This is a genomic window from Mesorhizobium huakuii, assembly GCF_030160235.1.
Classification (GTDB): domain Bacteria; phylum Pseudomonadota; class Alphaproteobacteria; order Rhizobiales; family Rhizobiaceae; genus Mesorhizobium; species Mesorhizobium huakuii.
Genome location: NZ_BSNY01000027.1, coordinates 134,556 through 147,587, shown reverse-complemented (window position 1 = coordinate 147,587; position 13,032 = coordinate 134,556). Strand labels below are relative to the sequence as shown.

The 13,032-nt window shown below is 63.0% G+C and carries 12 protein-coding genes; 10 read left to right on the top strand and 2 right to left on the bottom strand.

Going from position 1 to position 13,032, the window contains the following annotated elements:
* Positions 1 to 31: 31 nt before the first annotated feature.
* From QQK95_RS14780 to QQK95_RS14745, 8 genes are all read left to right on the top strand, one after another.
* Positions 32 to 1,462: an aspartate aminotransferase family protein gene (locus QQK95_RS14780; protein ID WP_284274113.1), complete on the top strand. Its 1,431-nt coding sequence runs from the start codon at positions 32 to 34 to the stop codon at positions 1,460 to 1,462.
* A gap of 3 nt (positions 1,463 to 1,465) precedes the next feature.
* On the top strand, positions 1,466 to 2,698 hold the full coding sequence (locus QQK95_RS14775; RefSeq protein WP_284273727.1) for a glycosyltransferase 87 family protein: 1,233 nt from the start codon (positions 1,466 to 1,468) through the stop codon (positions 2,696 to 2,698).
* Positions 2,695 to 3,453, top strand: coding sequence for an FkbM family methyltransferase (locus QQK95_RS14770; protein WP_284273724.1), 759 nt, complete (start codon positions 2,695 to 2,697; stop codon positions 3,451 to 3,453). The genes QQK95_RS14775 and QQK95_RS14770 overlap by 4 nt, the downstream gene beginning before the upstream one ends.
* Before the next feature lie 151 nt (positions 3,454 to 3,604).
* A complete protein-coding gene (locus tag QQK95_RS14765; RefSeq protein WP_284273722.1) occupies positions 3,605 to 6,166 on the top strand; it encodes a GcvT family protein in 2,562 nt (853 codons plus the stop codon).
* 93 nt (positions 6,167 to 6,259) lie between these two features.
* Positions 6,260 to 7,108, top strand: coding sequence for a DUF1194 domain-containing protein (locus QQK95_RS14760; RefSeq protein WP_284273720.1), 849 nt, complete (start codon positions 6,260 to 6,262; stop codon positions 7,106 to 7,108).
* A 213-nt stretch (positions 7,109 to 7,321) separates the two neighbouring features.
* The gene (locus QQK95_RS14755) at positions 7,322 to 8,272 is read left to right on the top strand and encodes an ABC transporter substrate-binding protein (RefSeq protein WP_284273718.1); all 951 of its coding nucleotides are present in this window, start codon (positions 7,322 to 7,324) and stop codon (positions 8,270 to 8,272) included.
* Positions 8,273 to 8,356: 84 nt separating this feature from the next.
* On the top strand, positions 8,357 to 9,130 hold the full coding sequence (locus tag QQK95_RS14750; RefSeq protein WP_284273716.1) for an ABC transporter permease: 774 nt from the start codon (positions 8,357 to 8,359) through the stop codon (positions 9,128 to 9,130).
* Positions 9,127 to 9,924: an ABC transporter ATP-binding protein gene (locus QQK95_RS14745; protein ID WP_284273714.1), complete on the top strand. Its 798-nt coding sequence runs from the start codon at positions 9,127 to 9,129 to the stop codon at positions 9,922 to 9,924. The genes QQK95_RS14750 and QQK95_RS14745 overlap by 4 nt, the downstream gene beginning before the upstream one ends.
* 8 nt (positions 9,925 to 9,932) lie before the next feature.
* Here the strand turns inward: QQK95_RS14745 and QQK95_RS14740 are convergent, their stop codons facing one another.
* Positions 9,933 to 10,871, bottom strand: a complete 939-nt coding sequence (locus tag QQK95_RS14740; RefSeq protein ID WP_407660618.1) for a GlxA family transcriptional regulator — start codon at positions 10,869 to 10,871, stop codon at positions 9,933 to 9,935.
* A gap of 250 nt (positions 10,872 to 11,121) precedes the next feature.
* Here QQK95_RS14740 and QQK95_RS14735 point away from each other — a divergent pair, with 250 nt between their 5' ends.
* Positions 11,122 to 11,520 (top strand): hypothetical protein, encoded by a 399-nt coding sequence (locus QQK95_RS14735; protein WP_284273710.1) that lies wholly within the window; start codon positions 11,122 to 11,124, stop codon positions 11,518 to 11,520.
* A 173-nt stretch (positions 11,521 to 11,693) separates the two neighbouring features.
* Here QQK95_RS14735 and QQK95_RS14730 read toward each other — a convergent pair whose 3' ends face one another.
* On the bottom strand, positions 11,694 to 11,879 hold the full coding sequence (locus QQK95_RS14730) for a hypothetical protein (protein WP_032930657.1): 186 nt from the start codon (positions 11,877 to 11,879) through the stop codon (positions 11,694 to 11,696).
* Positions 11,880 to 12,111: 232 nt separating this feature from the next.
* Here QQK95_RS14730 and QQK95_RS14725 point away from each other — a divergent pair, with 232 nt between their 5' ends.
* Positions 12,112 to 13,011: a LysR substrate-binding domain-containing protein gene (locus QQK95_RS14725; RefSeq protein ID WP_010910020.1), complete on the top strand. Its 900-nt coding sequence runs from the start codon at positions 12,112 to 12,114 to the stop codon at positions 13,009 to 13,011.
* The last annotated feature ends 21 nt before the right edge of the window (positions 13,012 to 13,032 follow it).

The window sequence follows — 13,032 nt, the reverse complement described above, 5'->3', positions numbered from 1 at the left end:
GGCCAAGCCCGAACAGACAAATGCGCTCACCATGGTGAGCGCGCCGGCGCTGTCGCCCGCCACCATCGCCAAGCCCGATCTGATCAGCGTCGAGCAGGCCAAGGCGATGGATGTCGCCCGCATGACCGACCTGTTCAAGGCGCATCTCAATCCTGGCCAGCTGCATTTCATGAAGCTGCTCGGCTTCCACAAGGTCAAGATCGAGCGCGCCGAGGGCATGTTCTACATCGACCAGAACGGCCGCAAGATCCTCGACTTCTTCGGCGGATTTGGCTCGCTGGCCTTCGGCCACAACCATCCGCGTATCCTCGAAGCGCGCAAAAAATTCCAGGAGGAGAAGCGCCAGGAAATCGCCATCGCCTTCATGTCGCAATATGCGGCAGCGCTCGCGCACAACCTCGCAAAATGTTCGCCCGGCGATCTCGACATGGTGTTTCTGGGCTCGTCCGGCTCGGAGGCGATGGAAGCGGCGGTGAAGCTTGCGGAGCGCGCGGCGGGTCCGAAGCGGCCGAAAATCGTCTATGCCGAGAATTCCTTCCACGGCAAGACCAAGGGCGTGCTCGGCATCACCGACGGCCAGCTCTATCGCGCCGACTTCAAGATGGCGGACAATACGGTGCGCATTCCCTTCGGCGACATCGCGGCGGTCGAGCGGCTGTTCCGTAGTGATCCGGAGGTCGGCGTCATCGTCCTCGAGACTATCCAGGGCGGCGGCGGCATCATCCAGGCAGAGGCGCAATACTGGCAGAAGCTGCGCGCGCTGTGCGACCAGTATGGCGTGCTGTGGGTGGCCGACGAAGTGCAGTGCGGCTATGGCCGCTCGGGCCGCTTCTATGCCTTCGAACATTACGGTGTCGTGCCCGACGTGACGGCGCTGGCCAAGTCGCTCGGCGGCGGCAAGGCGGCGGTCGGTGCGATGATCGCCAAACGCGACGTTTACATGAAGGCCTACGGCACGCCGAAAACGGCGATGATCCATGCCATGGCAACCTTTGGCGGCTTGGGCGAGGCCTGCGTCACCTCGATCGAGGCGCTCAACGTGCTCTATGACGAGGGGCTGATCGACAACGCCGCCGCCACCGGCGACTATCTGCTGCAGCGGCTGCAGGCGCTCAAGGAAAAATATCCGAAGATCATCAAGGATGTGCGCGGCAAGGGTCTTATGGTCGGGCTCGAGTTCCACGACTTCTCGCAGACCTTGCCGATGGTGCTGCGTCCGATCGTCAGCGTGCTCGACGACAAGCTGAAGGGCTCGCTGTCAGGCTTCGTCGGTGCGCTGCTGCTGCGCGACTACGACGTGCTCGTCGCCTTCACCGAATACAACCGCAACGTCATCCGGCTCGAGCCGCCTCTGATCTGCCAGCGCGAGCATGTCGACGCCTTCGTCGATGCCTTCGACAGCCTGCTGTCGCGCGGCACCGTGTCGATCGTGAAGGATTTCGTCAAAAGCCAGGTTCGTTGAGCCATGCTGACCAAGTCTCCCGCTGCGAAGAACCCGCTCGACCGGCTCACCGAGACCGGTCTGGCGTGGGGCGAGGGGACCTATGCGCGGCTGGCCGCACCGATCGGTGCGGCGGCCTTCGCGCTCTACATCCTGCTGACGGCATTCACCGCGTGGGTGATGCCTGACGCCAACTGGGACATGCTGCCCTATCTCGCAATATCGGAGGAGGGCACCTATCCCGATGCGCAGGCGCTGCATGACTACGCCTACACCACCGTCAAATCGGGCGTGTCGGCCAGCGACTACAAGGCGCTGACCGACGATGGCGGCGGCTTTCGCAGCCACATGACGGAGAATGCCGCCGATTTCCATTCGCTGCTCGGCATGTACCGGATCAAATTCCTCTACGCGGAGATCCTGTCGACACTGAGCGCGGTGATGTCGCCGGTCGCGGCGATGCGGCTCGTGCAGGTGTTTTCGGTGCTGCTGTTCGGCGCGATCACGCTGGTCTGGCTGCACAGGGAAAAGGCCCTGGCCTTGGCGCCGGTGGTCGGCGCGGTGCTGATCATGGCTGATTTTGGTGACGCGGCGCGCGCTTCGACACCGGACCTGCTGACGTCGGCGCTGCTGCTCGGCGGGCTCTACGCCTATGTCAGGGGCCGCGAGGCGGCGACGGCGATCCTGCTCTTCCTCGCCTTCATGGTGCGGCCGGACAATATTGTCTTCCTGGCCATATTCGCGGTGCTGCTGGTCGCCTTCCGGCAGAAGGCGTGGGGCGCGCTGGCCGGGTTTGCCGCGTCCTTCGTCGCCTATTTCGCCATTTCGCACTGGGCCCAGCATCCCGGCTGGTGGCCGCATCTGTGGTTCTCCAGCATCGAGCAGCACTACAATATGGACGGGTTCGAGCCGGCGTTCTCGGGCACCGCCTATCTCAGGGCGTTTGCAACATCGCTGCTGCGCGCCGTCAACCTGAACAGCTGGGTCGGCGTTTCCGTGCTGGCACTGGCCGGCTGGTTCGCCGCCGCCCGTGCCGGCTTCCGCCTTGACCGCCGTGCCGGCATTCTGTTCGCGGCACTGGTGCTGGGTGCGCTGGCCAAGTTCACGGTCTTCCCGATTCACGACACGCGCATCTATTTCCCGCATCTGATCCCGCCCTTCCTGCTGCTGGCGCCACCGTTCATGAGGCTGTGGGCAGCCGTGGTCCGCGGTGAGCATCGCGCCGCCTTGCACGTCATTCCCGGAGACAAGCCATGAGTTCGCTGTCCAGCCTGGCGCGCATCGCCTTGTCGCTCGGCCTTCCCTCGGGCCTGCTCGATCGCGGGCCGTCGCTGCGCGGCACGAAATTCCTGGCCAAGGCGGCGCTGAAAGCGCGCTTCGGCAGATCAGGGCAGCCGTTCCAGATGGTCAATGTCGGTGCCTGCGACGGTGCACTGTTCGACGATGTGACGCCGTGGCTGCACAGGATTGCCGGTGCTCGCGCCATGCTGGTCGAGCCGATCCCGTACAATCAGAAGCGGCTGCGCGCCAACTATCCCGACACCGACCGCTTCATCATCGAGCCGGTGGCCGTCACAAAAACCAAGGGCACGATCACGGTCCACACTTTCGATGCCGTGGCGCTCGAGGCCGGCACGCTGCCGATCGAGTTCATCGGCTGCTCCTCGGTCACCGACACCAATCTGATGTCGGGCAAAAATGCCTGGGGCGAGGCCGACGCCAATTTCAACAAATTCGCGCCGCACCTCAGGGATATCGAGGTGCCGTCGGAAACGCTGCAGGCGCTGCTCGATCGCAACGGCATCAGCCATATCGATGCCTTCCTCGTCGATTGTGAGGGTGCCGACTGGATCGTCTTCGAACAGCTTGATCTGAAACGCTACCGCCCCGGGATGATCAAGGTCGAGGTCGGCGCGTTGCCGGCCACCGAGATCGGCCAGGTCGTGGTCAAGCTGAAGACGGCGGGCTACCAGGTCGGTTTTCAGGCCGAGGACGTTTGGGCCTTCGCCTAGCGGCTGGCGTTTTTTGCCCGATCCGGATCGGGTCGCGCCACACCCGCAGCGTGTCGCAAACAGGCGGTAGCGCCGTGCCTGTCGTCTGCATATTGTGCGCCGATCAAACGGGCGCCGACGCTGCCCGCAATAGCATCTGGAGTCGCGGGCAATGGCAGAGTTTCCGAAAAAGGCGAAGGTCGTCATCATCGGCCTGGGCGGTATTGTCGGCGCATCGATCGCCCATCACCTGATCGAGCGTGGTTGGTCCGACATTGTCGGCATCGACAAGTCGGGCATTCCGACCGATATCGGCTCGACCGCGCACGCTTCCGACTTCTGCTACACCACCAGCCACGATTTCCTGTCCTGCTGGACGACGCTCTATTCCATCGATTTCTACGAGAAGATGGGGCACTACGCCCGCATCGGCGGCCTCGAAGTGGCGCGCGTCGGCGACGACAGCCGCATGGACGAGATCAAGCGCAAGATCGCCTCGGCGAAGGCCTTTGGCACGCGCGCGCGCCTGATCGAACCAGCGGAGATCAAGGAAAAATTCCCGCTGATCGAAGAGGGGATGGTGCAGGGTGGCCTTTGGGATCCGGACGCAGGTCTGGTCATCCCGCGCTCGCAGACCGTCGCCGGCAAGCTGGTCGACCAGGCTGAAGCGTCGGGCAAGCTGAAATCCTTCGCCAACACGCCGGCCAAGTCGCTCGTCGTCAAGGACGGCCGCATCAGCGCCGTGGTGACCGATCGCGGCACCATCGAGGCCGACTATGTCATCGTCTGCGCCGGCATCTGGGGCCGGCTGATCGCGGAAATGGTCGGCGAGGATTTGCCGGTCATGCCGATCGACCATCCGCTGACTTTCTTCGGGCCGTACAACGAGTTCGCCGGCACCGGCAAGGAGATCGGCTGGCCGCTGCTGCGCGACCAGGGCAACTCGGCCTATATGCGCGACACAGGCGACCCCAAGACCGCCGAGGGCGGCCAGATCGAGTGGGGCTATTACGAAGAAAACAACCCGCGCCTTTGCCATCCGCGCGATCTGCTGGAGAAGCATGAGGCACGGCTGTCGCCGTCGCAGCGTGACCTCGACATGGAGCAGATCCTGGCGCCGCTCGAGCGCGCCATGGAGCTGACGCCAATCCTGGGCGAACTCGGCTACAACGAAAGCCATTCCTTCAACGGCCTGCTGCAGGTGACCGCCGATGGCGGCCCGTCCATGGGCGAAAGCCAGAAGGTGCGGGGCCTCTGGTATGCCGTCGCCATCTGGGTCAAGGACGGCCCCGGCATGGGCAAGCTTATCGCCGACTGGATGACGGACGGCCGCACCGCAATCGATCACCACGCCATCGACTATGCGCGCTTCTATCCGCACCAGACGAAGGAGCAGTTCATCTGGGATCGCTGCACCGAGACGGCGATGAAGGTCTATAATCCCGCGGTGCATCCGCGCGAGCCGTTCTCCAAGGCCCGCAATATCAGGCGCTCGCCGTTCTGGGAGCGCGAGAAGGAACTCGGCGGCTACTTCATGGAACTGGGCGGCTGGGAGCGTGCGCATGGTTACGCCGCCAACGAGCACCTGCTTGAGAAATATGGCAACCGCGTTCCCGTACGCGAGAATGAGTGGGACAACCGCCATTTCTGGCGCGTTTCCAATGCCGAGCACCTGGCGATGAGCGAGGATTGCGGCATCGTCAACCTGTCGCACTTCTCGATGTACGACGTCGAAGGACCCGACCATGTCGCGCTGCTGGAATGGCTGTGCGCGGCCAAGATCGGCGGCGACAACAACATCGGCAAGGGCATCTACACCCACTTCCTCGACGAGGAAGGCATGGTGCGCGCCGACTTCACCGTCATCCGCATGGCGGATCGCTGCCGGGTGATCGATGGTGCCGACGCCGGTCCGCGCGACTTCCGCTACATGCAGCGCACCGCGCAGGACAAAGGCTTTGACGCCACCATCACCGATGTGACGGAGAAATACGTCACCATCGGCATCTGGGGGCCGAATGCCCGCACCACCTTGCAGAAGGTGGTCGAGAATCCCGAAGGCCTTTCGCCGGAGAATTTCCCCTTCGCGGCGATCAAGCCGGTGAGGATCGGCGGCAAGGATGTCACTGCCTTCCGCATCTCCTATGTCGGCGAGCAGGGCTGGGAACTGCATATGCGCTACGAGGATGGCCTCGCCGTCTGGGACGCGCTGCGCTCGACCGGCGTTATGCCGTTCGGTGTCGAGACCTATGCCAACACGCGCCGCATGGAAAAGAGCCTGCGCCTGCAGAACGCCGACCTTTTGACCGAATACAATCTGCTGGAAGCCGATCTGGCGCGGCCGAAGGTCAAGGAGAACGATTTCTGCGGCAAGGCCAAGCATGTGGAGTATCGCGCCCGCGAGCACCAGCCGGCGACTTTGTGCACGCTGGTGATGACCGAAAACACCGATTCCAAGGGCGTGGCGCGCTATCCCGTGGGCACCATGCCGGTGCTGGATCCCGACACGGGCGAGACGCTGGTCGACGAACTCGGCCGCCGCTCCTTCACCACCTCGGTCGCCTACGGGCCGACCATCGGCAAGAACATCGCGCTTGCCTATCTGCCGCATTCGTATGCGCAGGAAGGCCGCAAGCTCAATGTCGAGTATTTCGGGGAGACCTATCCTGTCGAAGTCGCCGGCGTCGGCTACAAGCCGCTTTATGACCCGGAGAATCTCAAGCCGCGCAGCTGAGGTTCGGCCGGAGCAACCGACCGACCGCAAAAGCCTGGCTTCGAGCCGGGCTTTTGTCTTTTTAAGCCCGGGATTTTCGCTTACCCTCGCGGCATGCCTGCTTTATCGCGCGCAAGACATCTCCTTTCCGGCTGCGCCGCGCTGGCGCTGATGCTCTGGCTGACGCCAGGGGCTAGCGCGGACGAGCCCGTCGATGTCGAGCTGGTGCTGGCGGTCGACGTTTCGCTGTCGATGTCGGCGGACGAGCTCGAGATACAGCGTCATGGCTACGCGGCGGCGCTGACGCATGACAATGTGCTGCAGGCGATCGCCGACGGCGCCCATGGCAAGATCGCTGTCACCTATGTCGAGTGGGCCGGCACCACATGGCAACGCGTCATCGTTCCCTGGACTGTCATCGCCAACCGTGCCGACGCGGAGCGGGTGGTCGCGCAATTGTCCGCGCAGCCGCCGAACAGCGCGCGGCGCACCTCGATCTCCGGCGCGCTGGAATTCGGCAGCGACCTCTTCGCCGAAAGCGGCTACGAGGGGACCAAGCGGGTCATCGACATTTCCGGCGACGGACCCAACAACCAGGGCGCGCCGGTCAATCTCACCCGCGACGGCGTGGTCAGGCAAGGCATCGTCATCAATGGCCTGCCGCTGATGACCCGAGGCGGCCTTTCCAGCGCCTACGACGTCAACGATCTCGACCGCTACTACAGCGACTGCGTCATCGGCGGCCCCGGCGCCTTCATGATCCCGGTCAATGACTGGACGCAATTTCCCGAAGCCATCCGCCGCAAGCTGGTGCTGGAGCTTGCCGGCCCGGCCTCACCGCAATGGGCGACGGAGGAGGCTGATCATCCGCCGGTGGTGCTGGCGCAGGACAAGCCCGCCGCCGACTGCCAGATAGGCGAGAAAATGTGGCGCAACCGCAGCTGGATGCTCGACAGCCGCTGAGCCGACCGAGCCAACCTGCGGTGACGACGGGCATGATCGCATTTCATCGGCCGGGGCCGTTGCTGGCGACTGTCCATGGGGCAGGCTTTCAATCCTGCCCAGCGCGGGCGGTGAGGCGAGCCTGCTGGCAGCGGCCGAACACGTTCCTGTTGATTGACAAGCCGACAGGCGTCTGTGAACAATTTCGCCCAGAGAAACAAAAGGGGAACCGACATGAACAGGATCGCCGTTTTCGCCGCGACTTTGACGCTTGCCGCCGGTCTGTCCGCGCCGGTGATGGCCGCCACATCGGTCACCATCGGAATCAGCGGCTGGACCGGCTTCGCACCGCTGACCCTTGCCAAGCAGGCAGGGCTCTTCGAGAAGCACGGCCTCGACGTGACCTTGAAGAAGGTGCCGCAGGCCAGTCGTCCGCTCGCCATCGCCAGCGGCGACCTGCAATGCGCCGCCACCACGGTCGAGACCTGGCTGGTGTGGAACGCCAGCGGGGTGACCACCAAGCAGATCTTCCAGCTCGACAAATCCTATGGCGCCGACGGAATCGTCGTGCGCAACGACATCAAGACGGTCGCCGATCTCAAGGGCAAGAACGTCGCCTCCTCGGCCCCGGGCACGTCGCCCTATTTCCTGCTCGCCTGGGTGCTGAACAAGAACGGCATGTCGACCAAGGACGTGACCGTCGTCAATCTGGAGCCGGACGCGGCGGCGCAGGCCTTCCTCGCCGGCCAGAACGATGCAGCGGTCACCTATGAGCCGTTCATCTCGGCCGTGCGCGACAAGGCCGACCAGGGCCACATACTGGCGACCACGCTCGACTATCCGATGGTGCTCGACACGGTCGGCTGCACGCCCGAATTCCTCAAGGCCAATCCCGACGCCGCCAAGGCGCTTGCCGATAGCTATTTCGAGGCGCTCGATCTGATCAAGAAGGATCCGCAGAAATCCTACGAGATCATGGGCGCCGACGTGAAGCAGTCGGCCAAGGAATTCGAGGATTCGGCGAAGTACCTGAAATGGGCCGACAAGGCCGAGAACAAGCAGTTCTTCACGAAGGAATTCCAGGATTTTTCCAAGACAGCCGGCGACCTGCTGCTGCAGATGGGGCTGATCAAGGAAGCGCCCGACGTCGCCACGCTGGCCGACACCAGTGCGGTGGCCAACTGACCGTCCGGGCTTTGCCATCCCGAGGCGACGCCTGACGCCGCCTCTCTCCTGAACACATGACCATTTGATGGGGACGATGTGAAGATGCGCCCCTTGCATCCAGTCTCGCCTGGCCTGCGAACCGTGCTCGGCATTTCCTTTTTCGTGCTGTTTATTGCCTTCTGGGCCTGGATCACGCTTGGCGGCCACGTCAACCGCATCTTCCTCGCCGATCCACTGTCGATGCTCAGGGATGGCTGGCGCCTGCTGGTCGAGGACCGTTTCTGGCTCGATATATTGATCACCATCTGGCGCGTCTTCGGCGGCTTCGTGATGGCCTCGGTCGTCGCCGTGCCGATCGGCATTGCCATGGGCGCCTGGAAACCGGTGGAAGCATTCCTGGAACCCTTCGTCTCCTTCGCCCGCTATCTGCCGGCCTCGGCCTTCATTCCGCTGCTCATCCTGTGGGCCGGCATTGGCGAACTGGAAAAACTGCTGGTCATCTTCGTCGGCTCGGTTTTCCAGATCATCCTGATCGTCGCCGTCAAGGTCGGCTCGACGCGGCGCGATCTGGTCGAGGCCGCCTATACGCTGGGCTCGACCAACAACGGCATCGTCAAACGGGTGATCATGCCGGCCAATGCGCCCGAAATCGCCGAGACGCTGCGCCTGGTACTCGGCTGGGCCTGGACCTATGTCATCGTCGCCGAGCTGATCGGCTCGTCCTCCGGCATCGGCTACATGATCATCAACAGCCAGTCGCGGCTGGCGACCGGGCAGATCATCTTCGGCATCATCGTCATCGGGCTGATCGGGCTGTTATCCGATTTCGCCTTCAAGGCGCTCAACCGCTTGCTCTTTCCATGGAGCCTGGCGTGAGCAAGCTTCTCATCGAGGGCGTCTCGCGCACCTTTGCCGGCGTGCGCGGCGGACTGCCGGTCAAGGCGCTGATGCCGATCGACCTGGCGGTCGCCGCCAACGACTTCATCACCATCCTGGGGCCGTCCGGCTGCGGAAAGTCGACGCTGCTCAGGATCGTCGCCGGTCTCGAGGCGCCGAGCGAAGGCCGCGTGCTGCTCGACGGCAAAGCGGTGACCCGGCCAGGGCCGGATCGCGGCATGGTCTTCCAGTCCTACACGCTGTTCCCTTGGCTAACGGTGGCCGAAAACATCGCCTTCGGCCTGCGCGAACGCGGCATGGCGCCAAAGGAACTGGACGACATCGTCGCCTCCTATGTCGATCTGGTCGGGCTGAAAGGGTTCGAGAACCATTGGCCGAAGCAGCTGTCCGGCGGCATGCAGCAGCGCACGGCGATCGCCCGGGCACTGGCCAACGATCCGGAGATCCTGTTGCTGGACGAACCGTTCGGCGCGCTCGACAACCAGACACGCGGGCTAATGCAGGAGCTGCTGCTCGGCATCTGGGAGCGGCGCAAGAAGACCGTGCTGTTCGTCACCCACGATATAGAGGAGGCGATCTTCATGGCCTCGCGCGTCATCGTGATGACGGCGCGGCCCGGCAGCATCAAGTCGGATGTCGCCATCGACCTGCCGCATCCGCGCCACTACACGCTGAAGACCAGCCCGGAATTCTCGGCGCTGAAAGCGCGGCTGACCGAGGACATCCGTGTCGAGGCGATGCGCACGGCACAGGCGCGGCCGGCCGAGGCCTGATCCGACGATCAGGCCGCCAGCAACTGCTTGCGGTCGACGCGCTCCTGCTGTGGCGAGCGGGCATAGAGCTCGCGGTAGCATTTGGAGAAATGCGAGGCCGAGACGAAGCCGCAGGCGACCGCGACTTCGACCACCGGCATCGAGGACTGGATCAGCAGATGCCGGGCGCGGTCGAGGCGGATTTCCAGATAGTAGCGGGCAGGGGAACGACCCATCTCGGTGCGGAACAGGCGCTCGATCTGGCGACGCGACAGGTCCACATGGTCGGCGATCTCGATCAGCGACAGCGGCTCGGACAGATTGCCTTCCATCAACTCGATAATGGTCAGCACTTTCGAGTTCTGTACGCCAAGTCGGGCGCGCAGCGGCAGGCGCTGGCGGTCGGTCGGGCTGCGCACGCGATCGGTAAGCACCTGTTCGCAGACCCGGTTGACGAGGCCCTCGTCGAAATCGTCGCCGATCAGCTTCAGCATCATGTCGAGCGCGGCGGTGCCGCCGGCGCAGGTATAGATGTTCTGGTCGACCTCGAAGAGGTCGGCAAAGACATTGGCCTTCGGGAACGCCTCGGAAAAGCCCGGCAGGTTCTCCCAATGGATGGCGCAGCGCTTGTTGGACAAGAGGCCGGCGGCGGCAAGGATGTGCGCGCCGGTGCACAGGCCGCCGACGGCGACGCCACGATTATACTCCTCGCGCAGCCAGGCGAAGGCTGACTTGTTCTGGTAACGCTCGACATTGATGCCGCTGCAGACGATGGCCATGTTGGGGCGGTCTGGGCCCGCCATCTTCTTGCGCTCTTCCTCCAGCGAGGTGTTGACCGCGCATTCGACGCCGTTCGATGCGCGCACCGGCTTGCCGTCGATGCTGGCGAGGCGCCAGCGATAGGCCTCGTAGCCGAGCATGCGGTTGGCGGAGCGTAGTGGGTCTAGCGCGGTCGCAAAAGCGATCATGGTGAAATCGGGGATAAGGAAGAACACAAACGATCGCTTGATCGGATGCTTGATGGCGTTCACGGGAACCTCACCTGGCCATGACGCGAACAGGATGTCGCGAATAGCATAGCGACATCAGGAAAAACCTTGGCTGTCAATCGGCTACGCTGCCTCAGTGAGACAAAATTTGCGACATGGGTCGCAAATGGGCAATTGCCGTGCGGTAATGCAACGGCGGGCGGCATCACCTGTCCACGCGACAGGCAAAATGCGCAAAGGCAAAACAAAAACGCCGCCGTGGCCAGAGCCAGGCGGCGTTACAGTCTTGAAGCGGCGGCAGGGAGACGCTGCTCTGGAAAAATGCTCAGGCGACGAAGCCGAGGCGAGCCGCGGCCATCGCACCGGTCTGGCCGGGCATCGTGTTGGCAAGGCGCTGACGCTCGAGAGCGGTGGTCAGGTTCATTTCGCGGCGGGTAAAGAGGCGGGCAAAAAGCTTCATCATCATCTCCTATCGGTTGCTCAGACGGGTCGCCTTCGCTTGATGGAGTGGGGCAGCTCGTTTGCTGGCGCTGATATAGGCTTGTGCTTCGTGAAACTAAATCGCAAAAACGAAGCGCTTGATATGAAATGCGACACCAAATGCGACAAATTTGGGCAAACTGCTTGAAATTTGTGATTGTTTACAAGGCATTAAATCGAAATCAGGGCTGCTATGCGGCTTGCTCATATGCGCCATGCGTTGGCGGCATGGCTTCAAAACTCATTTGAACGCAAATAAAATAGAGAAGGCCTGCCGGGCTGGGTGCGCGCGGCAGGCCTTCAGCATTTGGTACACACGATCTACTTTGCTCCAGCCCAGGATCCAACGCCGTTGCGAGTGCCGGTCTTGGTGTCGGAAGCCTCAGGCCAGCCTATATCCTTCTGCAGTTCGATCGGCAGGGAGCGGATGGCGCGTTCGGTCTGGTAACGGGCGCGTGCCGCGCTGAATTCAGTCGCGATGCGACCGAGGGACGACAGGATAGACATTTCATTCTCCTTTGATGATCGGCCGGGGCCATTCCGACCTTCGATGGGCGGGGTCTTACACGCGGCGTGTTTCAACCCCATTTCATGTCGATTGCAGGTCTGTGTCATGGTCGTTTCGTGGCTGCTTGTGGCAGCAACCTCAATCGATGGAGTTGACTATCCTCCTCATCCGGTGTTCAATCAAACGAAATGGAATGATGCTTTGTATCAGAAAAATTGAAGGTCGCTTCCCATGAACGCCCCGCTCAATCATCCGCTGCCACTGCTCGATCTCGACGTTTTGCGCACTTTCGTGGCAATTGCCGAGACCGGCAGCTTCACCACCGCCGCCAACGCCGTCTTCCGCACACCGTCCGCGGTCTCCATGCAGATCAAGAAGCTGGAGGACATTCTCGGCCGTTCGGTGTTCGCGCGCGATGCGCGTTCCGTGTCGCTGACGACGGATGGCGAGATGCTGCTCGGCTATGCCCGCCGGCTGTTGTCGATCAACCGCGAGGTCGTGTCAAAGTTCATTATTCCCGAGATCGTCGGGGTGGTGCGGCTCGGTTCGCCGGATGATTACGGCGAGCGCGTGCTGCCGCATGTGCTGAAGCGTTTCGCGCAGTCGCACCCCTCGATAGCCGTCGACGTCACCATCGACCAGAGCAGCAATCTGCGCCGGCGCATGGACGACCGCGCGCTCGACATCACGCTTTTGACCAACTCCTACAAGACCAGCGCGCTCGGCGCCGAGGTGCTTTTGACCGAACCGATCGTGTGGGCCGGTGCCAAGGGCGGTTGCGCGCATCTGCGCGAACCCTTGCCGGTGTCATTGTGGGAGGAGGGCTGCGCCTGGCGGGCCGGTGCGCTCGAAGCGCTGGGACGCGAGGGTCGCAACTACCGCGTCGCCTATATGAGCGCGCATACGGCAGGCCAGCGTGCCGCGATCATGGCCGACCTCGCGGTCGCGCCGCTGCCGCGATCATTCCTCGGTAACGACATGGTCGAACTCTGCCCGAAGGACGGCATGCCCGATATCGGCACCTACAATCTTGCCATGGTGGTGGCGCCGGACGCCAGCGCGCCCGTCAAGGCCGTCGCCGACCACATCCGCGCGACTTTCGAAGTGTTCCGGGAAACCGGCAAGTTCTGATCCGTCACCGGATCGAAAGCG

What these genes read in the sequence shown, in the direction of transcription:
- QQK95_RS14755 (WP_284273718.1), top strand. Translation starts at nt 7,322, where the DNA reads ATGAACAGGATCGCCGTTTTCGCCGCGACTTTGACGCTTGCCGCCGGT.
- QQK95_RS14725 (WP_010910020.1), top strand. Translation starts at nt 12,112, where the DNA reads ATGAACGCCCCGCTCAATCATCCGCTGCCACTGCTCGATCTCGACGTT.
- QQK95_RS14730 (WP_032930657.1), bottom strand. Translation starts at nt 11,879, where the DNA reads ATGTCTATCCTGTCGTCCCTCGGTCGCATCGCGACTGAATTCAGCGCG.
- QQK95_RS14750 (WP_284273716.1), top strand. Translation starts at nt 8,357, where the DNA reads ATGCGCCCCTTGCATCCAGTCTCGCCTGGCCTGCGAACCGTGCTCGGC.
- QQK95_RS14770 (WP_284273724.1), top strand. Translation starts at nt 2,695, where the DNA reads ATGAGTTCGCTGTCCAGCCTGGCGCGCATCGCCTTGTCGCTCGGCCTT.
- QQK95_RS14780 (WP_284274113.1), top strand. Translation starts at nt 32, where the DNA reads ATGGTGAGCGCGCCGGCGCTGTCGCCCGCCACCATCGCCAAGCCCGAT.
- QQK95_RS14735 (WP_284273710.1), top strand. Translation starts at nt 11,122, where the DNA reads ATGCGCAAAGGCAAAACAAAAACGCCGCCGTGGCCAGAGCCAGGCGGC.
- QQK95_RS14740 (WP_407660618.1), bottom strand. Translation starts at nt 10,871, where the DNA reads ATGATCGCTTTTGCGACCGCGCTAGACCCACTACGCTCCGCCAACCGC.
- QQK95_RS14775 (WP_284273727.1), top strand. Translation starts at nt 1,466, where the DNA reads ATGCTGACCAAGTCTCCCGCTGCGAAGAACCCGCTCGACCGGCTCACC.
- QQK95_RS14765 (WP_284273722.1), top strand. Translation starts at nt 3,605, where the DNA reads ATGGCAGAGTTTCCGAAAAAGGCGAAGGTCGTCATCATCGGCCTGGGC.
- QQK95_RS14760 (WP_284273720.1), top strand. Translation starts at nt 6,260, where the DNA reads ATGCCTGCTTTATCGCGCGCAAGACATCTCCTTTCCGGCTGCGCCGCG.